We start from the raw sequence: 22,450 nt of genomic DNA, 5'->3' as shown, positions 1-22,450 counted from the left end.
TAACGTGACTTACAGCATCAAAGAGATCTTCTATACCTTGCAGGGGGAGGGCGCCCACGCGGGACGGCCGGCCGTGTTCTGCCGGTTTTCCGGCTGCAACCTCTGGACTGGACGCGAAGCCGACCGTTCGACCTCCGTATGCCAGTTCTGCGATACCGATTTCGTCGGCACCGATGGCGAGCGCGGCGGCAAGTTCAAGGAAGCGGACTTGCTGGCGGCCGAGATCGACAGCCTGTGGCCAGCCACTTATCCGGCCAGCAAGTACGTGGTGTTCACCGGCGGCGAACCGCTGCTGCAGCTCGACCGCCCCCTGATCGACGCCATGCATGCGCGCGGCTTCACCATCGCCATCGAGACCAACGGCACCCTGCCGGTGCCGGAAGGCGTCGACTGGATCTGCGTCAGCCCCAAGATGGGCTCGACGCTGGTGGTGCACAAGGGCAGCGAGATCAAGGTCGTCATCCCGCAGCTCGGCCAGGACCTGGCCGCCTATGAAGGGCTCGACTTCGAGCACTTCTTCGTGCAGGCGATGGACGGCCCGCTGGCCGCCCGCAATATCCAGCTGGCCATCGAGACCTGCCGCGCCAACCCGAAATGGAAGCTCAGCCTCCAGACCCATAAACTTCTTCAGATTCCTTAAAGATCCACACGCAGCATGTTGACCATTACCCGCAAGCTCGAATTCGATGCCGGACACCGGATTCCCGACCACAAAAGCCAGTGCCGCAACCTGCACGGCCACCGCTATACCCTTGAGATTACTCTGACAGGCCAGGTTATCGATTCCGATGGCAATTCCGACAATGGAATGATCATGGATTTCTCCGACGTGAAGGCCTTGGCAAAACAGCACTTGGTCGACGTGTGGGACCACGCCTTCATCGTGTACGAAAAGGATGACAAGGTGCGTGAGTTCCTGGCATCGCTGCCGGACCACAAGACGATCGTGATCGACCGCATCCCGACCGTCGAGAACCTGGCCCAGGTCGCGTTTGACATCCTGAAGGCCGTGTTCATCGACCGCTACGGCACCGGCCTGCGCCTGCACAAGCTGGTGCTGCACGAAACCCCGAACTGCTGGGCCGAGATCACGGAATGATGCCGGATCCGACCGTCCAGGCGGCCCAGCAAGCGCCGATCGAGACTGCGGAAGGGCGCTATATGGGACTGGCCCTGGCCCAGGCGCAGCTGGCCTGGGGCCGGGGCGAGGTGCCGGTCGGCGCCGTGGTGGTCAAGGATGGCGAAGTCATCGCGACCGGCTTCAACCAGCCGATCAGTGGCCACGACCCGACCGCTCACGCCGAGATCGTCGCCCTGCGCGCGGCCGCCGAAAAGCTGGGCAATTACCGGTTGCCCGGTTGCGAGCTGTATGTGACCCTCGAACCCTGCATCATGTGCTCGGGGGCGATGATGCATGCGCGCCTGGCGAAGGTGGTGTATGCGGCGACCGACCCCAAGACCGGCGCCTGCGGCTCGGTCGTCAATCTGTTCGACGAAGACAGGCTGAACCACCACACCGAGGTGGTCGGCGGCGTCATGGCAGAAGAGGCGAGCGCCTTGCTCAAGGCCTTTTTCGTGGAACGCCGCAACGCTGCGCGCAAGCCGGCCGCGGTCCAGGGGTAAGCCTGGGGGCGCCCCGGGGCGCATTCCATCAGGCGGAGCGCCATGCGCGCCAATAAGCTGTTATGCTGATTTCAAGTCGCCATGACGGCACGGCCGTCCGACCATCGGGATGTGAACCACGAACAGCATCGGCGCCAGGCGGCGCCACATTACGCGCTCCTGACCTGCCGTCATGCCTACTCTCCACGCCAATGGCCTGCGCATCGCCTTCGACACCGCGGGTGACCCCAAATCCGCGCCCCTGCTCCTGATCCACGGCCTCGGCATGCAGCTGACCAACTGGCCCGACGAATTCGTCGAAGGCCTGGTCGAGCTCGGCTTTTACGTGATCCGCTTCGACCACCGCGACACCGGCCTGTCGACCAAGTTCGAACTGGCCGGCACCCCGAATCTCACGCTGGCGCGCATCAAGGCGGCCCTCGGCTGGCCGCTGCGCTCGCCATATGGCATCGACGATATGGCGGCCGACGCCCTCGGGGTGCTGTCGGCGCTGGGCGTGGCCCGGGCGCACCTGGTGGGCGTCTCGGCGCTGGGCGGCATGGTCGCTCAGCAGCTGGCCGCGCGCCACCCACAGCGGGTGCTGAGCCTGACCTCCATCATGTCCACCAGCGGCCGGCGCGGCTTGCCGGGGCCGAGCGCAAAAGTGCGCAAGGCGCTGGCCAGCCATCCGGCCGACCCAAGCAATCTCGATAGCGTCATCGACCACGCGGTCGGGCTGCTGCGGGCACTGGGCAGCCCGTCCTATCCGACGCCCGACCGGCAGTTGCGCAAGCGGGTCACGCGCTCCATGCGGCGCTGCTACTGCCCAGGCGGCAGTGCGCGTCAGATGCTGGCGCTGCTTGCCGCGGGCGAGCGCAGCGCGCTGCTGCCGGCGATCGCGGCGCCCACCCTCGTCATCCACGGCGCCGCCGATCCGCTGCTGCCCGTGGCCTGCGGCCAGGATGTCGCGCGCCACATCGACGGTGCGCGGCTCGAGATCATCGAAGGGATGGGCCACGATTTGCCGCCCCAGCTGGTCGAGCGCATCCTTGCCTTGATCGACTCCCATGCGCGGGGTAAGATGTTGCCAGATTCAACACCCCGGCTCTACGTCAAACAGTGATCATTTCCCGTCCCGGCATCGCCATCGTGGCGCCAGCCGGCTGCATTCCCGAACCATTGGCGCTCGAACGCGCCATCGCGCGCCTCGAGGAGCAGGGCTTTTTGGTGCGTAATTACTACGACCACAGCTGCTCCTACCTGCGCTTCGGCGGCACCGACGACGCGCGCCTGGAACAACTGCATGCCGCCGCGGCCGACCCCGACGTGCACCTCATCATCGCCCTGCGCGGCGGCTATGGCATCAGCCGTTTGCTGCCGCGCATCGACTTCGAGGCGATCGCCGCCAGCGGCAAGATCGTGGTCGGGTTTTCCGACCTGACGGCCCTGCACATGGGCCTGATGGCGAGGGCGGGCGGCCTCAGCTATGCCGGGCCGATGATCGCGGGCGACTTCGGCGCGCTCGAACCGGTCGCGTTCACGCTCGACGATTTCTGGACCTGCCTGGCCGGCCCCACGCATACCATCACCGAGCGCGTGGCCGGCAATCCAGCGCTCGACGTGCGCGGCACCGTCTGGGGCGGCAATCTGGCCATGATCGGCGCCATGATCGGCACGCCATACTTTCCGCGCATCGACGACGGCATCCTGTGGTTCGAAGACATCGCCGAACATCCGTACCGGGTCGAGCGCCTGCTGCTCCAACTGATGCAGGCCGGCGTGCTCGAGCGCCAGCAGGCCGTGGTGCTAGGCGACTTTTCGGGCTATCGCCTGGGACCGCTCGACAACGGCTACGACTTCGACGCCATGCTGGCCTACCTGCGCCAGACCCTGCCGCTGCCGGTATTGACGGGCCTCTCGTTCGGTCACATCGAGCGCCGCGTCACCATTCCGTTCGGCGCCCAAGGCCACCTGGTGTCCGATGCCATTGGCTTTCGCCTGACCTTGTCCGACTATCCAACGCTGGTTCGCGCCTGATCTGCGCGCCTGACGCGCCAGCCGCTGTCCGGAATCGACCCTTATTCGCCTGGCAAGGCGCAGAATGGTAAAATAGCCGGTTAATCAAATATGCTTTTTGGGGTAATACAGTGCTATCCACAGCCAATATCACGATGCAATTCGGCGCCAAGCCGCTGTTCGAGAACATTTCCGTCAAATTTGGCGAAGGCAACCGTTATGGCCTGATCGGCGCCAACGGCTGCGGCAAGTCGACCTTCATGAAGATCCTGGGCGGCGACCTCGAGCCGTCGGCCGGCAACGTCAGCCTGGATCCGGGCGAGCGCCTCGGTAAGCTGCGCCAGGACCAGTTCGCCTACGAAGACGTGCGCGTGCTGGACGTCGTCATGATGGGACACACCGAGCTGTGGAACGCGATCGCCGAACGCGATGCGATCTACGCCAACCCGGAAGCGACCGACGACGACTACATGAAAGCGGCCGAGCTCGAAGGCAAAGTGGCTGAATACGACGGCTACTCGGCCGAGGCGCGCGCCGGCGAACTGCTGCTGGGCCTGGAAATCGGCACCGACCTGCACCAGGGTCCGATGAGCGCCGTGGCGCCGGGCTGGAAGCTGCGCGTGCTGCTGGCCCAGGCCCTGTTCTCGAATCCGGATATCCTGCTGCTCGACGAACCAACCAATAACCTGGACATCAACACGATCCGCTGGCTGGAAAACATGCTCAACGAGCGTAATTCCACCATGATCATCATTTCTCACGATCGTCACTTCCTGAACCAGGTCTGCACCCACGTGGCCGACATGGACTACGGCACCCTGAAGGTCTATCCGGGCAACTACGACGACTACATGCTGGCCTCGACCCAGGCGCGCAACCAGCAGCTGGCGAACAACGCCAAGGCCAAGGAGAAGGTCGCCGAACTGCAGGACTTCGTGCGCCGCTTCTCGGCCAATAAATCGAAGGCGCGCCAGGCGACGTCGCGCGCCAAGCAGATCGACAAGATCAAGATCGAGGAATTCAAGCCTTCTTCGCGCGCCTATCCCTTCGTGCGCTTCGAAGGCGAGAAGAAGCTGCACCGCTTGGCAGTGGAAGCCGAGAACATCTCGAAAGCCTACGAGCGTCAGTTATTTAAAAACTTCTCGATCATGGTCGAGGCGGGCGAGCGCATCGCGATCATCGGCGCCAACGGCGCCGGTAAAACCACGCTGCTGCGCACGATTGGCGGCGAGCTGTGCAACCTGCAGCCGGACAGCGGCCGCGTGAAGTGGGCCGAGAACGCGAACCCCGGCTATATGCCGCAGGATCCGACCGAGGAATTCGCCAGCGGCGAAACCCTCACCGACTGGATGGGCCGCTGGACGCAAGAGGGCGACGACGACCAAGCCGTGCGCTCAATCCTGGGCCGCCTGCTGTTTGGCGGCGACGAAGTCAAGAAGTCGGTCAAGGTGCTGTCGGGTGGCGAGAAGGGCCGCATGATGTACGGCAAGCTGATGCTGGGCCGTCACAATGTGATGCTGCTCGACGAGCCGACCAACCACATGGACATGGAATCGATCGAATCGCTGAACATCGCGCTCGACAAGTACGCCGGCACCCTGATCTTCGTGTCGCACGACCGCGAGTTCGTGTCGTCGCTGGCCACCCGCGTCATCGAGATCCGCGAGAACGACGTGGTTGACTTCCACGGCAACTACGAGGAATACCTGCGCAGCCAGGGCATCGACTGACTCACGGGTAGCCATTTGAAGGAGATGGCGGGGCAGGTCCCCGCCAACGCGAGGAGACGCGCGAGCATGAATGCCGTAACAGTACCAATCAAGACCTACGAATACGACCGGCCCCAGGCCGGCATGGCCTGCACCGCCGAGGCCTGGGCGAAAATCCCGAGCGCGCCCGAGATGGCCGAGCGCGCCGAACTGAAGGACCGCATCCGGCGCCTGCTGAAAGAGAAGGGCGCCGTGCTGGTGGCCCACTATTACGTGGACGCCGACCTGCAAGACCTGGCCGAGGAAACCGGCGGCTGCGTCTCCGATTCGCTGGAGATGGCGCGCTTCGGCCGCGACCACGCGGCCCAGACCCTGGTGGTGGCCGGCGTGCGCTTCATGGGCGAGACCGCCAAGATCCTGAGCCCCGAGAAAACCATCCTGATGCCCGACCTCGACGCGACCTGTTCGCTCGACCTGGGCTGCCCGGCCGATGAGTTCGCGGCCTTCTGCGACCAGCATCCCGACCGCACCGTCGTCGTGTATGCCAATACCAGCGCCGCCGTGAAGGCGCGCGCCGACTGGATGGTGACCTCGTCGATCGGCCTGGACATCGTGGCCGAACTGCATGCCCAGGGCAAGAAGATCCTGTGGGCGCCCGACCGCCACCTGGGTTCCTATATCCAGGCCAAGACCGGCGCCGACATGCTGCTGTGGCAGGGTTCCTGCCTGGTGCACGACGAATTCAAGGGCATCGAACTCGACCTGCTCAAGGCCGAATACCCGAATGCGAAAGTGCTGGTGCACCCGGAGTCGCCCGCCAATGTCGTGGCCCAGGCCGACGCCGTCGGCTCGACCACCCAGCTGATCAACGCGGCCCAGACGATGGACGCAACCCATTTCATCGTTGCCACCGACAACGGCATCCTGCACAAGATGCGGATGGCGGCCCCGGGTAAGACCTTTATCGAGGCGCCGACCGCGGGAAACAGCGCGACCTGCAAGAGCTGCGCGCACTGCCCTTGGATGGCGATGAACGGCTTGCGGAATGTGGCAGATGCGCTGGCCGACATCGAATCGGGCGCCAACCAGATCCACGTCGACCCGGCTGTGGGCCTGCAAGCGAAACGCGCCATCGATCGCATGCTCGATTTCGCCGCCGCCAAGCGCGCCAAAGCACTGCCGACCGGCAAACTGGAAAACAATGCCCCGATGTTCTCGGGGGTAGGACCGGCATGACCACACTGAAGAATCCCCACGCCCAGTTCGACGACAAGCTGCAGGCCGCCTTCGAGCAGAACATCCTGGCCGCGCTGCTCGAAGACGTCGGCACCGGCGACCTGACGGGCAAGCTGGTGCCGAACGATACCTTGGTGACGGCCCGGGTGATCGTGCGCGAAGCCGCCGTGCTGTGCGGCGCGCCCTGGTTCGAAGGCCTGATGCTGGCGGTCGACCAGGACACCGAGATCGACTGGCACTATGCCGAGGGCGAGCTCATGACGCTTGACTCGACGGTCTGCACGATCCGCGCCAATCCGCGCTCACTGCTCACCGCTGAACGCGGCGCGCTCAATTTCATGCAACTGCTGTCCGGTGTGGCGACGGCCACCCGCCGCTACGTCGACGTCATTGCCGGTACGGATGCGGCGATCCTCGACACCCGCAAGACCTTGCCGGGCCTGCGCCTGGCGCAGAAATATGCGGTGCGCGTCGGGGGCGGCAAGAACCAGCGCATGGCGCTGTATGACGGCATCCTGATCAAGGAAAACCATATCGCGGCGGCGGGCGGCGTGACGGCCGCGCTGCAGGCGGCGGCCGCATTGAACGCCGGCGCCCCGGTGCAGATCGAGGTCGAGACCATCGCCCAGCTCCAGGAAGCGCTCGATGCCGGCGTCAAGTCGGTCTTGCTCGACAATTTCGACTTGGCGCGCATGCGTGAAGCGGTGCAGGTCAATGCCGGCCGCGCGCTGCTCGAGGCATCCGGCGGCATCAATATGGAGACGGTGCGCGCGATCGCCGAAACGGGCGTCGACCGCATCTCGATTGGCAGCCTGACCAAGGATGTACGCGCCACCGATTACTCGCTGCGCATCATCTGACCATTCATTTTCACAGGATCTTCATGACGACTTCCGACAAGTTGAAACGTTCGCTCGGCTTTCGCCTGTTCTGGTTGGGCTTCGGCCTGCTGCTGGGCGTGCCCCAGCTCCTCGACGGCATCATGTATGACAGGAAGGCCGAGCTGTTCTTCGGCATCGGCATGCTGCTGGTCGGCCTCCGCGGCTTCCTGCGCCCGGTGGTGCTGGGCCGCGCAATGGCGCTCAAGCGCGACGACTCGGCCGAGGCATCGTCGATCGGCTCGACCGCGGTGCATGGCGTGCTGTCGCTGGCGATGGCGGCCAGCCTGTTCACCGGCCTGGCCATCAAGCTCGGTAGCAGCTAAACTCCGCTTTCGCCGGCCGCCGCGACCGCATTCTCGCGCGCACTCGGCAAGTGGGCCGGTACGCCGACCTGGGACGCGATCGCATCGATCGCCCCCAGCACCTTGCCCGGTTCGGCGTAATGCAGCATATGGCCCACCCCGGGCGTGACCGACAGCTCGCTGTGGCGCAGCGCCGCATGCAATCGCTCGGCATTGTGGGCGCAGTCGCAGACGCCATCCTGGGTGCCGGACAGGATCTGCACGGGCACCTTCAGCCTTCCAAACCGCCGCGCAAGCGACATCGCGGCCGGCACCATCAGGCTGCTATCTGCAGCATTCGCCCGCAATTGGCCGGGACGCAGGGACATCCACGGAGACACTGAGCGGAAGCGCTCGGATACAGGCAAGGGCGCGAACGCGCGCCCGACCGCGGCTGGCCAGATCAGGCGCCCGGCGAGCGGCGCCACGGTGTAGCGCAGCGCGTCGCCTACCAGCGGAATGGCCGGCGGCGCACCGACCAGCACGTCCATCCGCACGCTCGGATAGTAGTAGCCCGAGACCAGCACCAGCCCGCGCACGAAGTCCGGCACCTGCAGGCCCATGCTCAGCGCCACCAGCGTGCCCCAGGAATGGCCGGCGACGATGGCGCTGTCCACGTTCAGTTCCTGCAGCGCGTGGTGCAGCAGGCGCGCCTGGCGGTCCGGGGTCCAGACCGTGGTGCGCGGCCGTTCGCTGTAGCCAAAGCCGGGACGGTCGAAGGCGATAACCCGGTAATGCCCGGCGGCGGCGTCCAGCAGGCCGCTGTGTTCCCAGTCGGTGGCGTCGACGCCATTGCCGTGCAAGAGCACCAGCACCGGGCCCTGGCCGCGCTCCAAGTAATGGAGCTTGACGCCATCGACCGTGATGAAGCTGCCCGTTGGCGGGTGTTCGCGTTCGGCGCGCCGGGATTTGGCGCGTACCAGCAGCCAGGATGCCAGCAGGCCCAGGCCGGCGATGGCGACGCCGGCCGACAGGCGCCGCGTGCTGCTTGCGTTTGTGCTTCGATAGGTGCTGATCACATGGTCCCCCTATGGTCGATAAGGTCGGATGGCGGCGCCAGCAGGTTCGCCCCCAGCAGTTGCGCCACCTGCGGCAAGATCTGTTCGGCCGTCGCCTCGAGCTTGAGCGCCAGCATGTCGTCCGCGCGGGTACGGCCGAGGTTGATGGCGGCGATCGGCTTGCCGGCCGCCTGTGCCAGCCGGCAGAAGCGGAAGCCCGAATACACCATCAGTGAGGAACCGACCACCAGCAGCGCGTCGGCCGCCTCCATCTGGGCCAGCGCGCAGGCGGTGCGCGCGGGCGGCACGTTATCGCCGAAAAAGACGACGTCGGGCATCAGCACACCGCCGCAGTGCACGCAGACGGGAATCTCGACGCCGGTGACGGCGTCGGGATCGAGCGCCGCATCGCCATCCGGCAGCGGCGCGGCCATCGCCTGCAGCAGGGCCGGGTTGGCGAATTCGAGCTGGGTCTGCACAAAAGCACGGGGGAAGCGCGCATGGCAGGCCAGGCACGTCACGTGGTGGATATTGCCGTGCAATTCGAGCAGCGCGTGGCTGCCGGCCTGCTGGTGCAGGCCGTCGACGTTCTGGGTCAGGATGAAGCCGAGCTTGCCGGCCGCTTCGAGGGCGGCAAGGGCGCGGTGGCCGTCATTGGGCCTGGCGCGCGCCAGCAACGGCCAGCCGACCATGCTGCGCGCCCAGTAACGCCGCTGGACCGCGACGTCGCGCCGGAATTCCGGGCCCTGGATCGGCAGGCGGCCGCGGCGCACGCCGTCACGGTCGCGGTAATCGGGGATGCCGGAGGCGGTCGACAGGCCGGCGCCGGTCAGGACCAGGGTGCGCGGGTGCCTTGCCAAAAAAGAGGCCAGCGCGTCGACGCCGTCGTGAATGCTGAGACCTTCTGCCATGCCGCTTCTTCCTCCCATGCATGGGATCGTAACATCGGCAATCCTGGGGCCACACACGATTCCCCGGGTCAGCGCCGCTTATCTGGCGGATACCGCAATCCCACCGACGATCATCCCGAACGCCAGCACATGATACAGGTGCGGCGCCTCGCCCAAAAAGGCCGACGACAGCAGCGCCGTGAACAGCGGCGTCAGGTTGATGAAGAAGGCGCCCAGGCTCGGCCCGGCGCGCTGCACGCCGGCGCCCCAGCAGCGCATGGCGATGATGGCCGGGCCGATCGCCACGTACAGCAGGGCGGCGACGAGCGGCCAGCTCCAGGCGATGTGCACGTCCCTGAGCGCCCATTCGCCGCCGGCCAGCGCGCCCGACCACAGCACGCCGAACCCGACCTGGGCCAGCAGGAAGGCGGCCCAGTCCGCGCGCAGCGCCGGCACGTCCTTTTGCTGCATCAGGAGCCAGCTATAGAAGGACCAGGCGATGGTGGCCAGGATCATGTACAGGTCGCCCGCCATCAGCCGCAGCGCCGCCAGTTCGGCCAGCGAGCCGCGACACAGGACCACCAGCACCCCCGCGATCGATAGCACCGCCCCCGCGACCTGCCTGCGCTTGACCGGGATGCCGAAAAACAGCCGTCCGACCAGCAGCATCCATACCGGGACGCCAGAGGCGACCAGGGTCACATTGATCGGGGACGAACTTTGCAGCGCCAGGTATTGCAGCGAGTTGTACAGGCCGACGCCCAGCAGGCCGAGCATGCTGTAGCGCTTCCAGTTGGTCAATACGCCGCTGCCGGGGCGCAGGGCGGCGCGGCCCAGCGGCAGCAGCACGGCCAGCGCGATCGACCAGCGGATCAGGTTGAGCGTCATCGGCGGCACCGCGTCGCGCACCAGGCGGCCCACAATGGCATTGCCGGCCCACAGCACGGGTGGGATGGTCAGGAGCAGGGCGGTGGCCGGGGTCAGCCGATAGCCGGGCGTCGACATCTCAGCCGCGCCGCGGCGTCAAGACGCTCGGCAGCGCCTTCGGCAGGGTGTCCGGGAAATCGCGCGAATAATGCAGGCCGCGGCTTTCGTGGCGCGACAGCGCGCTCTTGACGATCAGGTGCGCCACCTCGACCAGGTTGCGCAGCTCCAGCAGGTCGGGCGTGATGCGGAAATTGCGGTAGTACTCGTCGATCTCTTCCTTGAGCAGCTTGATGCGGTGCTCGGCCCGCTCGAGGCGCTTGGTGGTGCGCACGATGCCGACGTAATTCCACATGAAGCGGCGCAGCTCGTCCCAGTTGTGGGCGATGACCACTTCTTCGTCGGCATTCGTGACCCGGCTCTCGTCCCAGGCCGGCAGCGCGGGATGCTCCACCGGGAGGCTAGCAGCGATATGCCCGGCGCAGGCGCGGCCCACCACCACGCATTCCAGCAGCGAATTGCTGGCCAGGCGGTTGGCGCCGTGCAGGCCGGTGCAGGCAGTTTCGCCCACCGCATACAGGCCGGGAATGTCGGTGCGCCCGGCCAGGTCGGTGACCACGCCACCGCAAGTGAAGTGCACGGCCGGCACCACGGGGATCGGTTCGCGCGTGATGTCGATGCCCAGCTCCAGGCAGCGTGCGTAAATCGTCGGGAAGTGCTCCTTGAGGAACTCGGGATCCTGGTGGCTGATGTCCAGGTCCACGTGATCCAGGCCGCGTTTCTTCATCTCGAAGTCGATGGCGCGGGCGACGACGTCGCGCGGGGCCAGCTCGCCACGCTCGTCGTGGGCCGGCATGAAGCGGGTGCCGGCCACGGCGCCGGCTTCGCGCGGCAGCTTGAGCAGCCCGCCTTCGCCGCGGATCGCCTCGGTGATCAGGAACGATTTGGCGTAAGGATGGTACAGGCAGGTCGGGTGGAACTGGATGAATTCCATGTTCGACACCCGGCAGCCGGCGCGCCAGGCCATGGCGATGCCGTCGCCGGTGGCGGTGTCGGGATTGGTGGTGTACAGGTAGACCTTGCCGGCGCCGCCGGTGGCCAGCACCGTGTGTTCGGCCTCGAAAGTCAGGACCTTGCCGCTCTCGATGTCCTGCACATACAGGCCAAGGCAGCGCGGCTGGCCGACCAGCGAGGGTGCGCCCGCATGGACGCCGTCGGCGCCCAGCTTGTCGGACGTGATCACGTCGATCGCCACGTGGTGCTCGAACAGCGCGATATTCGGATGCGCGCGCACCTTCTGTTCCAGCGTCACCTGCACCGCGTGGCCGGTGGCGTCGGCGGCGTGGATGATGCGGCGCTGGCTATGGCCGCCTTCGCGGGTCAGGTGGAAACCCAGCTCGGCCGTGGCGTCGCGGGTGAACGGGACGCCTTGTTCGATCAGCCATTCGATGGCGGCGCGGCCACCCTCGACGATGGCGCGGGTCGCCCCTTCGTCGCACAGGCCGGCGCCGGCGACCAGGGTGTCGTCGATGTGCTGGTCATGACTGTCGCCCGAATCAAGGACGGCGGCGATCCCACCCTGGGCCCAGCTGCTGGCGCCATCGCGCAATGCGCGCTTGGAGATGATGGCGACCTTGCGGGTCTCGGCCAGGTGCAGGGCAACGGACAGGCCGGCCAGGCCGCTGCCGACGATCGCGACGTCAAATTTCATGGCAATGTCATATTTGTACAGAGGCATCACTATAAGCGATTTGTGGTCGATATGTCAGGCCGGGGGAAGGTATCCAGCTCGGTCATCACTGTACGGCCCCGCACCGAAAAGCGGCCATCAGGCACGTTAGGATAGGGTTTTAGTCACCCATCAAGGACATACCATGACCGCAGACCGCCACCACGCAGCCGCGCTCGCCGACCGGATCGGCTCGATGCGCTTCTCCATGTTCACCTTCCGCGACCAGTACGACCACCTGGTCAGCCAGCCGATGACCAAGCAGGACGTCGACGCCGAAGGGGGCATCTGGTTCTTCGTCAACTCGACCACCGAGCTGTGGGACAGCATCGCGCACCAGCCCGAGGTCAACGTCAGCTTCGCCGACAATGAGAACAGCACCTATGTCTCGGTCAGCGGCCGCGCCGAGCGGGTCGTCGACCGCGCGCAGGTCGAGGCCCGTTGGAATCCGATGGTCCAGGCCTGGTTCCCGGCCGGCCCGGGAGACCAGCACGCGGTGCTGGTACGGGTCGACCCGCACGCCGCCGAGTACTGGGATTCGAACGACAGCAAGATGGTGCGCCTGTTCGCCATGGCCAAGGCGGCCGTGACCGGCACCCAGCCTGACGTGGACGGCGAGCACGGGACCATCAAGCTGTAATTCTTGCAGTAGGGCACGCGCGTGCCTTACAGTAGCGCTCCCGAATCCTGGAGCGCAGATGATGACCAGCCCGCTCGAACTGGCGGCCAACGCCTTCACGGCCGCCGCCATCCTGCTGGCTGGCCGCAACAACGTCCACACCTGGTGGACCGGCATCGTCGGCTGCACGCTGTTCGGCGTGCTGTTCGCCCAGAACCATTTATACGCCGACGTCGTCCTGCAGATATTCTTTGTCGGCACCGGGGTGCTGGGCTGGTGGCGCTGGCTGCATGGCAATGATGGGGCGCCGCTACCGATCACCCACGCCGGCTGGCGCAGCCTGGCATGGATGATACCGGCCGGCATTGCCGCCACCGCCGCCTACGGCGCCTTGCTCCATTTTTATACGAATGCCTACGCGCCCTTCATCGATTCGGCGGTACTGGTGTTCAGCGTCATCGCCCAGCTCCTGATGATGCAGCGGCGCATCGAGAATTGGCCGGTCTGGCTGCTGGTCAATACCATCGCCGTGCCGCTGTACTACAGCCGCGGGTTGCACCTTACGGCCTTCCTTTACCTGTGCTTCTGGGTCAATGCGATCGTGTCCTGGGTCTGGTGGAGCAGGCTGGCCAGGCGCGAACGCACAGGCACCTGATCAGGGCCGGGCCGGCGGCAGATCGCGCTCGTCCTGGTTGCCGCCCGTCTCGGGCGCACCGAGGCCGGTTTCGCGCACACGGGCCTGGCCGGACCGGGTGTCCTGGGCGCCTGGATTGGCATGGGTCATGGCCGCGTCCACCGATTCGGTCCGCGGCGCGGCTTCAATCGTCTCGACAGCGATGGCGGCCGCGTCTTCGGTACCGTCCGGCGCATTGACGTAGGGGCCGGACTGGTTGCGGGTCAGGCCCGGGCCGCCGTTGCCGCCGGTTTCGGTCTGGCTCTCGTGGCTCGGGGTGGCGTCTTGCTGGCCGCTGGTCTGGCCACCGACGCCTACGGTGACGCTGTCGTCCGTGCCTGAGCCTGGGTTGGACGCGGTGTTCATGGTGTCTCCTCGAAGTAAGAAATTGTATGAAAGGGCGGGATCGATACCGCATTGTCGGGCAGGCTCGGCCCGCTCACTATCGGCCTGCAGGGCGGGCGGCTGTAGGACTCGACCGCTCCAAAGGACGACATTCGAGCGGCCTCAAGCATGATGCCTACGCAATCGGCAAGGCCGGTGCTATACTGTATATCCATACAGTTCTTGCCATTTCGTCCCATGCCCGTCTTCCTGCCGATCGACCTCGAGCCACTGCCCACCGAACATCCGGACCGGGCGGCGGCGAGTCGCCCGGACGCCGGCATCTTCTCGGGCGTACATGACGAGCCGGTCACCTCGGCCCGCAACGACGCCGAACTGGCGCGCGAATACATCTCGCATGGCGAGCTGAGTCCCAAGTCCATCGCCAACCTGCAGAAGGAGCTCTACCGCTTCCTGACCTGGTGCCGCGAAGAAGCAAAAAAGACCTTCCAGCAGCTGAACGTGGCCGACCTGAACGCCTACAAGGAATTCATCCGCAGCCCGCCGCCTGAATGGGTGTGCACCACCAAGTGGCCGCGCAACGATGCGCGCTATCGCCCGTTCTCGGGCCCGTTATCCGACACCAGCCGGCGCCAGTCGATGATCGCCATCAAGGGCTTGCTGGCCTTCGCCGAGCACACCGGCTATCTGCGCCGCAACCCGGCGCGCCTGGTGCGCAATGTACGGGCGCCCCATGCCGGCCGCATCACGCGCTACCTGACGCCCGCCGCGCTGGCCTATGCGCTGGCCGCGGCCGAGGCGCGCGACGCCGATTCCGAAGCCGCGGCGCGCCAGCGCGCCCGCGACCGCTTCCTGCTGATCGCCTTCGCCCAGACCGGCGCGCGCCTCAACGAGATCGTGAGCGCCCGCATGGGTTCGATCTATAGCGAGGGCGATGGCCGCTGGTGGCTGGACGTCCTGGGTAAGGGCAACAAGCCGCGCCGGCTGCCGGTGCCGCCGGCCACGCTGGCCGCCTACCGCGACTACCGGCGCGCCTTTGGCCTGCTGGAGCAGACCAGCCGCGGCGACCACATGCCGCTGGTGCTGTCGAGCCGCACGCGCGACCACGTGCGCGTCACCGACGAGGCGGCCTCCGAGGCGTTGAAGGCAATCTTCCAGCTGGCCGCCAGCGAGGCGGCGGCCCGGGGCGACGGCGATAGCGCGTCCATGCTGCGCCAGGCGTCGCCGCACTGGCTACGCCACAGCATGCTGACCAACCACGCCAATAGCGGGGTCCAGCTCAAGACCCTGCAAGACACGGCCGGCCACGCCAATATCGCCACCACCGCCGGTTATCTGCACAAGACCGACAAGGAACGCCACGACGAGATCCTTGGCGTGGACGGCAAGGGCATCCTGTGATGTCAGACCGGGATCGACGAGGTCCCGCCGTCCGAACTGCCGTAATTCTGCAACTCGTCGAGTGACAGACGGCGTTCGTTCAGCGCCGTCACGATCGAACCGAGCTGTTCATCGTCGGGCTGGATATAAACGATGCGTTGTTCGAGCAGATTGTCCCAGTAGGGCGTGTACGGCACGGCGGTCTCGGTCATCACCTGCGCCTTGAAGCTGCCATCGTGCAGCTCGCCGATCAGGGTAATGCGCGCGGTGTCGGGGACGGTATTCTGGACCGTGATATTCATGCTCATCCTTTGAATGATCAGTTCGTGTGAGTCCATTGTCACGCAGCTAAGGATCGGGTGCAAACCGCACACCGTCTGCCGTGCGCACCCCTGGGCCCAGGCTGGGTCGAAGGGTCGATGGATTCGAATGCCATCGTCAAAATTATCCGCTTTTCAACATTGGCGATGGCGACCGATACTGGACGCTGTCCAACCAACAGGGAATCAAGCAATGAACAAACTCACCTTCGCACTGCTCGCCGCAGGTTTGATCTCCGCCTCAACCGCCCAGGCCCAGGCTGACCTGATCATCACCAACGGCAAGATCGCCACCATGGCGGGCGAGGGTGAGTTCGTCGAGGCGCTGGCGGTCAAGGATGGCACGATCGCCGCCACCGGCAGCAACGAGCGAGTACTGCGCCTCAAGCAGAAGGACACCCGGGTCGTCGACGTCGGCGGGCGCACCGTGATCCCGGGCCTGAACGATTCCCATACCCACGTGATCCGCGCGGGCCTGAATTACAATATGGAAGTGCGCTGGGATGGCGTGCGCAGCCTGAAGCGGGCGATGGAGATGCTCAAGGAGCAGGCGGCGGGCACGCCCGAGGGCCAGTGGATCAAGGTCGTGGGCGGCTGGAGCGAACACCAGTTCGCCGAGAAGCGCATGCCCACCCTGGCCGAGATCAATGCCGCGGTGCCCGACAAGCCGGTCTTCATCCTCTATTTATATGGCAAGGCCTTCCTGAACCGGAAGGGCATCGAGACGCTCGGCTATACCAGGGAGACAAAATACCTCGACGGCGAGCTGGAACTGGACGCCGCCGGCAAGCCGACCGGCCTGCTGCTGGCCAAGCCGAACGCCATGATCCTGTACTCGACCCTGGCCAAGACCAACAAGCTCGATCGCGCCGACCAGCGCAACTCGACCTTGCACTTCTATCGCGACCTGAACCGCCTGGGGATGACCAGCGCAGTCGACGCCGGCGGTGGCGGCCAGGCCTATCCGGACGACTATGGCGTGACGATCGAACTGGCGAAAGAGGGCAAGCTCAGTGTGCGCACCGCGTATTACCTGTTCGCGCAAAAAGCAGGCAAGGAGCTGGAAGACTACCAGCGCTGGATCGCGATGACCAAGCCGAACCGCAACGACCACCTGTTCTACGCCAACGGCTTTACCACCGAAGGCGCCGGCGAGAACCTGGTCTCGAGCGCGGCCGACTTCGAGAACTTCCTGGAGCCGCGCCCCGACCTGCCGCACCATATGGAAGACGAGCTCGAACGGGTCGTGACCCTGCTGGTCAGGAACCGCTGGCCGTTCCGCATCCACGCCACCTATGGCGAAAGCATCGAGCGCGACCTGGCCGTGATCGAAAAGGTCAACCGCAGCACACCGCTGGCCGGCCTGCGCTGGATCGTCGACCACGCCGAGACGGTGACCGACGAGCAGCTGAAACGCATCAAGGCGCTGGGCGGCGGCGTGGCGGTGCAGAATCGCATGTACTTCCAGGGCGAAGCCTACCGCGAGCGCTACGGCGCCCAGACCCGGCAATTGCCGCCGATCCGCAAGATGCTCGAGCTCGGCCTGCCGGTGGGCCTGGGTACCGACGGCACGCGGGTGAGCAGCTACGGCCCGTGGCCGTCGATCTACTGGGCGGTGACGGGCAAGACGGCCGGCGGGCTGGCGACCTGGCAGGCGAAGGACGTGCTGTCGCGCCACGAAGCGCTGCAGCTCATGACCCGGGGCAGCGCCTGGATGAGTGGCGAAGAGGAGGTCAAGGGCCGGCTGGTCGAGGGCCAGTACGCCGACTTCGCGGTGCTGCCGCAGGATTACTTCACCATGGATGTGGACCAAATCAAGGACCTGGAAAGCGTGCTGACGGTGGTGAACGGGCAGGTCGTGTATGGCGCCGGCGAATTCGAAAAGCTGTCCCCGGCGCTGCCCGCGATATCTCCGGCCTGGAGTCCGGTGCGCCAGTTCGGCGGCTACCAGAACCGCTGACCCCGCTTGTATCGAAGGGCGGGGCGGCGTAGGGTGAGGGCGTCAGGAGGGCACGCCCATCGCCCCGTACAACTTCCACCGCCGCGCCCCGACCATCCGTCAATGGCTGGCCCTGCTGCTGGCGGCCTTCATCGTCCCGACCACGATCGCCGTGGTCGCGCTGTTCCTGCACTCGTATGGACGCGAGCGGGCCGGCATCGAACGCGCCTCCCAGGACGTGTCGCGGGCGTTGATGCAGGCCATCGACCGCGAACTGAGCAGTGCGCAGGCCGCGCTCCAGGCACTGGCGACCTCGCCCAGCCTGGACACCCACGATCTGCGCGCCTTCCACGCCCAGGCGATCGAGGTGCTGCACTCGCGTCCGGGCAATGTGCTGGTGGCGTCCGATCCGGGCCTGCGCCAGGTGATCAATACCGGCCTGCCGATCGGTGCGCCGCTGCCGCGCCACGGCAATGCCGGCCAGATCCGCAGCGTGTTCGAGACCGGCCGCCCCATGGTGTCGGACCTGTACCTGGGGCCCACCGTGAACCGCCTGCTCAGCAGCGTCGACGTGCCGGTGGTGCGTGATGGCGGGGTGCGCTACGTGCTGTCGATGCAATACTTCGGCGAGCGCCTGGGCGCCATCCTCGAGCGCCAGCAGGCGCCGCCTGGCGCCACCGTCACGATCTACGACGGCAAGGCCCGCATCGTGTGGAGCAGCCGCGCGGTGCGCGCCGAGGTCGGCCGGCGCGCCAGCTCGGCGCTGGCGGCCGGCTTCACGCTGGGGCCGGAAGGCACGGTCGACGAGCCCGGTGCGGACGAAGCCGGCCTGGTGACCGTGTTCAGCCGCTCCTCGCTGTCCGACTGGACGGTGGCGATCGCCCTGCAGCGCAGCGTGCTCAATGCCAGCCTGTGGCGGGCGCTGGAATGGATCGTGGTGGGCGGTTGCGCTCTGCTGGCGCTGGGCGCCGGCCTGGTGGCGCTGATCGGCACCCGCATCGAGGCGGCGCTGCGCGGGCTGGTGCATCCCGCCGTCGCCCTGGGCCGCGGCGAACAGGTGGTGCTGCCACCGCTGCCGCTGGACGAAGCGCTGGACGTCGGCCATGCCCTGGTCCAGACCGCCGCGCTGCTGCGCGAGCGCACGCTCCAGCGCGACGAGGCCGAGCGCGCCGAACGGATCCTGCGCGAAGCCAAGCGCGCGGTGGAACGCAGCGAAGCCTTCCTGCGCGGGATCTTCGAAGAAACGCCGGACGGCATCCTGCTGGTCGGTCACGACGGCCGGGTGACGCGCGCCAACGTCCAGGCCGAGCGCATGTTCGGCTACGCAGCCGGCGCGCTGGAAGGGCTGGCGCTGGATGCGCTGCTGGTGGAAAGCGGGGAGACGCCGGCCTCGGTGTACGAGCGCATGCGTAGCGCCCCGGCCAGGAGCGGCATGGCCGGCACCACCCACTTGCGCGGCCGGCGCCATGACGGCCTGGCCTTCGCGGCCGACGCCATGACCAATCCGCTGCCCGAGCGCGCGCTCCTGATCGTGACCGTGCGCGACGTCAGCGCCGGCTGGGAACAGGAGGAGGCGCTGCGCCAGGCGCTGGAAGACAAGAGCACCCTGCTCAAGGAACTGTACCACCGGGTCAAGAACAACTTGCAGCTCATCATCAGCCTGTTCAATCTGCAGGCGCGCACGCTCAAGGACGGCCGCGCCCAGCGGGCCCTGTTGGAGGCCGCCAACCGGGTCCGCGCCATGTCGCTGGTCCACGAGCGCCTGTACCAGTCGCGTACCCTTGGCACCATCCGCCTCGATGACTACGTGGGCGAGCTGTGCGACCAGCTGGCCAGCGCCGGCGCGGCCCGCCGCCGCGGCATTGCCCTGGAGATCGAGGTGGCGCCGGTCGACGTCGGCCTGGACCTCGCGGTACCGCTGGGCCTGCTGCTCAACGAACTCGTGTCGAACAGCCTCAAGCACGCTTTCACAGCCGGGCGGCGCGGCACGATCCGGGTGACGCTGGCGCCGGAGGCCGGGGAGGGCGCCGATACCAACGGGGAAATGCTGCGTCTGACGGTCCAGGACGACGGTATCGGCCTGCCGCCCGAGGCCGACCGAACTTCTCCCCAAACGCTGGGTCTAAGACTAGTCGCCGCCTTGAGCGAGCAATTGCATGCGGAGCTCGTGTTCGAGAACCGCAACGGCGCCTGCGTCATGCTCGTCTTCCATGCCGGGGCCAACGGCAGGCGCCGCACCGAGCAGGCTGGGGATGCCCACACTGGGGATACCTTTTCCCGGCATGCGCTGGCGCCCCATACGGCGGCGCCAGAATAGGCCCCATCAACCAGGAACCCCTATGCTGCAACCCATTCCCGGCGCCGCGCAGGACGCACCGACCCTGCTGGTGGTCGAAGACGAAGCCGTGGTCGCCATGGACATCGCGGGCCAGTTGCGCGATATGGGCTACCGGATCTGCGGCTGCGTCGACAATGGCCGCGACGCCATCGTGCGGGCGCGCGCCGACCGGCCCGACCTGGTGCTGATGGACGTGGTGCTCAAGGGCGAGATGGATGGCATCGCGGCGGCCGCCACCATCGGCGCCGAGCTGCAGATCCCGATCCTGTTTCTGACCGCCTACAGCGACAATCAGAGCGTCGACCGCGCCGCCGACGCCATGCCCTACGGCTATCTGACCAAGCCGTTCCAGGGACGCGAGCTGCGCGCGGTGATCGAGGTCGCGCTGCGCAAGGCCGAAGTCGAGCGCGCGCAGCGCGACAAGGAACGCTGGTTGAGTTCGGTGCTGCACGGGGTGGGCGACGCCGTGATCGCCCTTGACGCCGACGGCCTGGTCGGCCTGGCCAACCCGGCGGCCGAACACCTGCTCGGCACCGAGGTCCTGCGCGGACGCAGCGCCGCCGAGGTCATGCGCCTGGAAGACGATGCCGGCGCCACGGTCGGCCTGGCGCACCACGATTGCCTGGCGCGCAGCGGGGCGGCGATGCTGGTGACTGGCGCCGGCCAGCGCATCCCGGTCGATTATTCGGCGGGCCCGATCTGCGACGAACGCGCCCACCAGATGGGCACGGCGATCGTGCTGCACGACGAGCGCGAACGGGTGGCGGCCGAGCTGCGCCTGGCGCGCAGCGAACATCGGTTTCGCAGCGCTTTCGACAACGCGCCGCTGGGCCTGGCGCTGGTCGACCGCGACAACCGCTACGTGCGGATCAACCTCGCCATGTGCCGCCTGCTGGGCGCGCCAGCCGACCAGCTCGTGGGCATGTCGCAGGAGGGCTTCGGCGACAGCGGCGACAATGCGATCGAACGCGAGTACCAGCAAGACTTGCTGGCCGGGCGCAGCGACGCGGTGCAATATGAGCGCCGCTACCGGTCAAAGGATGGACGTACGGTATGGGCCCTCGTTTCGGCCACGCTGCTGTCGACCAACCACGATCCGCAGCAATTCCTGATCCAGGTGAACGACGTCACCGGGCGCAAGCGGGCCGAGGAAGAGCTGGCGCACCTGGCCCATCACGACGCGCTGACCGGGGTCGCCAACCGGGCGATGCTGAGCGAGCAGGTCGAGCGCGAGCTGGCCGTGGCGCGCCGCCGCGATTCACGCCTGGCGGTGGTCTTCATCGACCTGGATTACTTCAAGCACATCAACGACACCTATGGGCACGAGACCGGCGACGTGGTGCTCAAGGAGCTGGCGGCCCGCCTGGCCCACAGCGTGCGTGCGATCGACATCGTCGGACGGCTGGGCGGAGACGAGTTCGTGGTCGTGCTGTCCGAGGTGTCCGACACGAGCGACGTGATCGCGCTGACCGACAAGCTGCGGCGCGAATGCGGCCGCCCGCTGCATTTCAACGGCCACGAGGTGCGGCTGGCGGTCAGCATGGGGGTGAGCCTGTTCCCCGACGACGCCCACGACTTCCGCACGCTGCTGCGCTTCGCCGACAGCGCCCTGTACCAGGCCAAGGGAGAAGGGCGCAACAACGTGCAGTTCTACCGGCCCGAACTCACGGCGCGCATGGAGATGCGGGTGCGGCTGGGCGCCGGCCTGCGCACCGCCCTCGAACGTGGCGAACTCGAGATGTTCTACCAGCCGATCGTGACCCTGGCCGACGGCCGCCCGGCCGCCGCCGAAGCCCTGCTGCGCTGGCACCACCCCGAACTTGGCCTGCTGCTGCCCGACCTGTTCCTGCCGATGCTCGAGGAATCGTCGATGGGCGAGGAGATCGGCGCCTGGACGATCCTCGAGGCCTGTCGCCAGGCCGCGCTCTGGAACGCCGACGGCGGCCCCGGCCTGCGCATGGGGGTGAACGTGACGCCGGCCCAGTTCAAGTGCGGACGCCTGGTCCCGGTGGTGGAGGCGGCGCTGCGCGCCACCGGGCTGGACGCGGGCCGCCTGTGCGTCGAGATCACCGAGCAGAGCCAGCTGGCCGATACCGAGCAGACCCGCGCCACCCTGGCCACGCTGAAATCCCTGGGGGTGCTGGTGGCGATCGACGATTTCGGCACCGGCTATTCGTCGCTGGGCTATATCAGCCGCCTGAAACCCGACGAACTCAAGGTCGACAAGTCGCTGGTGACCGACGTCGACACCGACGCCGAACGCGCCGGCCTGGTGGTGGCCGCGCTGGCGATGGCGCGCAGCCTGCGCTTGCTGGTAGTGGCCGAGGGCGTCGAGACCGAGGCCGAGCAGGCCTTCCTGCAGGCCCACGGCTGTGACATGGCACAAGGCTACCTGCATGCGCGGCCGATCCCGGCGCGGGAGTTCGAGGCGTGGCTGGCGGCGGCCGGCCGCGGGAGCAGGGCCGGCGGGGCGCCGGCGCATTGATGCATCCTGCCCCGCGGCACTATCT

General features: G+C 66.8%; 21 protein-coding genes. 15 read left to right on the top strand and 6 right to left on the bottom strand.

The genetic code is table 11. The annotated features are described in order from the left end of the window. Positions 1-4: 4 nt before the first annotated feature. The 9 genes from queE (at position 5) to AC3A6F_RS11515 (ending at position 7,767) form a co-directional block, all read left to right on the top strand. On the top strand, positions 5-640 hold the full coding sequence (queE, locus tag AC3A6F_RS11555; RefSeq protein ID WP_487680787.1) for a 7-carboxy-7-deazaguanine synthase: 636 nt from the start codon (positions 5-7) through the stop codon (positions 638-640). A gap of 15 nt (positions 641-655) precedes the next feature. Continuing rightward, positions 656-1,099 (top strand): 6-carboxytetrahydropterin synthase QueD, encoded by a 444-nt coding sequence (queD, locus tag AC3A6F_RS11550; RefSeq protein WP_005670817.1) that lies wholly within the window; start codon positions 656-658, stop codon positions 1,097-1,099. After that, a complete protein-coding gene (gene tadA / locus AC3A6F_RS11545) occupies positions 1,099-1,623 on the top strand; it encodes a tRNA adenosine(34) deaminase TadA (RefSeq protein WP_487681291.1) in 525 nt (174 codons plus the stop codon). The genes queD and tadA overlap by 1 nt, the downstream gene beginning before the upstream one ends. A gap of 172 nt (positions 1,624-1,795) precedes the next feature. Continuing rightward, a complete protein-coding gene (locus tag AC3A6F_RS11540) occupies positions 1,796-2,725 on the top strand; it encodes an alpha/beta fold hydrolase (protein WP_487680784.1) in 930 nt (309 codons plus the stop codon). Then, positions 2,722-3,639: a muramoyltetrapeptide carboxypeptidase gene (gene ldcA, locus AC3A6F_RS11535; RefSeq protein ID WP_487680782.1), complete on the top strand. Its 918-nt coding sequence runs from the start codon at positions 2,722-2,724 to the stop codon at positions 3,637-3,639. Before AC3A6F_RS11540 ends, ldcA begins: the two co-directional genes overlap by 4 nt. 110 nt (positions 3,640-3,749) lie before the next feature. Next, positions 3,750-5,348, top strand: a complete 1,599-nt coding sequence (locus tag AC3A6F_RS11530) for an ABC-F family ATPase (RefSeq protein ID WP_487680780.1) — start codon at positions 3,750-3,752, stop codon at positions 5,346-5,348. Between the two features lie 66 nt (positions 5,349-5,414). After that, positions 5,415-6,563, top strand: a complete 1,149-nt coding sequence (nadA, locus tag AC3A6F_RS11525) for a quinolinate synthase NadA (RefSeq protein ID WP_487680778.1) — start codon at positions 5,415-5,417, stop codon at positions 6,561-6,563. Beyond that, complete coding sequence (gene nadC, locus AC3A6F_RS11520; RefSeq protein ID WP_487680777.1) at positions 6,560-7,423, top strand: carboxylating nicotinate-nucleotide diphosphorylase; 864 nt, start codon at positions 6,560-6,562, stop codon at positions 7,421-7,423. Before nadA ends, nadC begins: the two co-directional genes overlap by 4 nt. Positions 7,424-7,446: 23 nt before the next feature. Then, a complete protein-coding gene (locus tag AC3A6F_RS11515) occupies positions 7,447-7,767 on the top strand; it encodes a hypothetical protein (RefSeq protein ID WP_487680775.1) in 321 nt (106 codons plus the stop codon). Here the strand turns inward: AC3A6F_RS11515 and AC3A6F_RS11510 are convergent. The 4 genes from AC3A6F_RS11510 to nadB all read right to left on the bottom strand — a co-directional run bounded on the left by AC3A6F_RS11510 (position 7,764) and on the right by nadB (position 12,308). Beyond that, entirely contained in the window at positions 7,764-8,804 is a 1,041-nt protein-coding gene (locus AC3A6F_RS11510) for an alpha/beta fold hydrolase (RefSeq protein ID WP_487680773.1), read from the bottom strand. The two genes, AC3A6F_RS11515 and AC3A6F_RS11510, sit on opposite strands and share 4 nt — an antisense overlap. After that, complete coding sequence (locus tag AC3A6F_RS11505) at positions 8,801-9,694, bottom strand: NAD-dependent protein deacetylase (RefSeq protein ID WP_487680772.1); 894 nt, start codon at positions 9,692-9,694, stop codon at positions 8,801-8,803. The genes AC3A6F_RS11510 and AC3A6F_RS11505 overlap by 4 nt, the downstream gene beginning before the upstream one ends. A 78-nt stretch (positions 9,695-9,772) precedes the next feature. After that, positions 9,773-10,678 carry a DMT family transporter gene (locus AC3A6F_RS11500; protein ID WP_123071190.1) on the bottom strand — a complete coding sequence of 302 codons (906 nt, stop codon included), beginning with the start codon at positions 10,676-10,678 and terminating at the stop codon, positions 9,773-9,775. Position 10,679: 1 nt separating this feature from the next. Continuing rightward, complete coding sequence (gene nadB, locus AC3A6F_RS11495; RefSeq protein ID WP_487680769.1) at positions 10,680-12,308, bottom strand: L-aspartate oxidase; 1,629 nt, start codon at positions 12,306-12,308, stop codon at positions 10,680-10,682. A 163-nt stretch (positions 12,309-12,471) separates the two neighbouring features. On the opposite strand from nadB, the gene AC3A6F_RS11490 reads away from it, so the two are divergent. Next, entirely contained in the window at positions 12,472-12,966 is a 495-nt protein-coding gene (locus tag AC3A6F_RS11490) for a pyridoxamine 5'-phosphate oxidase family protein (protein ID WP_487680767.1), read from the top strand. 61 nt (positions 12,967-13,027) lie between these two features. Further along, a complete protein-coding gene (gene pnuC, locus AC3A6F_RS11485) occupies positions 13,028-13,600 on the top strand; it encodes a nicotinamide riboside transporter PnuC (RefSeq protein ID WP_487681289.1) in 573 nt (190 codons plus the stop codon). Here pnuC and AC3A6F_RS11480 read toward each other — a convergent pair whose 3' ends face one another. Then, positions 13,601-13,984 carry a hypothetical protein gene (locus AC3A6F_RS11480; protein ID WP_487680765.1) on the bottom strand — a complete coding sequence of 128 codons (384 nt, stop codon included), beginning with the start codon at positions 13,982-13,984 and terminating at the stop codon, positions 13,601-13,603. A 216-nt stretch (positions 13,985-14,200) separates the two neighbouring features. Between AC3A6F_RS11480 and AC3A6F_RS11475 the strand changes: the two genes are divergently transcribed. Then, positions 14,201-15,364 carry a tyrosine-type recombinase/integrase gene (locus tag AC3A6F_RS11475; RefSeq protein WP_487680763.1) on the top strand — a complete coding sequence of 388 codons (1,164 nt, stop codon included), beginning with the start codon at positions 14,201-14,203 and terminating at the stop codon, positions 15,362-15,364. Positions 15,365-15,366: 2 nt separating this feature from the next. On the opposite strand, the gene AC3A6F_RS11470 is transcribed toward AC3A6F_RS11475, so the two are convergent. Next, the gene (locus tag AC3A6F_RS11470) at positions 15,367-15,645 is read right to left on the bottom strand and encodes a hypothetical protein (protein WP_487680761.1); all 279 of its coding nucleotides are present in this window, start codon (positions 15,643-15,645) and stop codon (positions 15,367-15,369) included. Positions 15,646-15,856: 211 nt separating this feature from the next. On the opposite strand from AC3A6F_RS11470, the gene AC3A6F_RS11465 reads away from it, so the two are divergent. The 3 genes from AC3A6F_RS11465 to AC3A6F_RS11455 all read left to right on the top strand — a co-directional run bounded on the left by AC3A6F_RS11465 (position 15,857) and on the right by AC3A6F_RS11455 (position 22,425). Next, positions 15,857-17,623 carry an amidohydrolase gene (locus tag AC3A6F_RS11465; protein WP_487680759.1) on the top strand — a complete coding sequence of 589 codons (1,767 nt, stop codon included), beginning with the start codon at positions 15,857-15,859 and terminating at the stop codon, positions 17,621-17,623. Positions 17,624-17,774: 151 nt separating this feature from the next. Further along, positions 17,775-19,919 carry a sensor histidine kinase gene (locus tag AC3A6F_RS11460; RefSeq protein ID WP_487680757.1) on the top strand — a complete coding sequence of 715 codons (2,145 nt, stop codon included), beginning with the start codon at positions 17,775-17,777 and terminating at the stop codon, positions 19,917-19,919. Positions 19,920-19,941: 22 nt separating this feature from the next. Further along, entirely contained in the window at positions 19,942-22,425 is a 2,484-nt protein-coding gene (locus AC3A6F_RS11455) for a two-component system response regulator (protein ID WP_487680755.1), read from the top strand. Positions 22,426-22,450: the final 25 nt, after the last annotated feature.

This window comes from Massilia sp. Soil_C_3, assembly GCF_057657035.1.
Note: the sequence above shows the minus strand (reverse complement) of the source record. Positions and strands in the feature narration are given on the sequence as shown.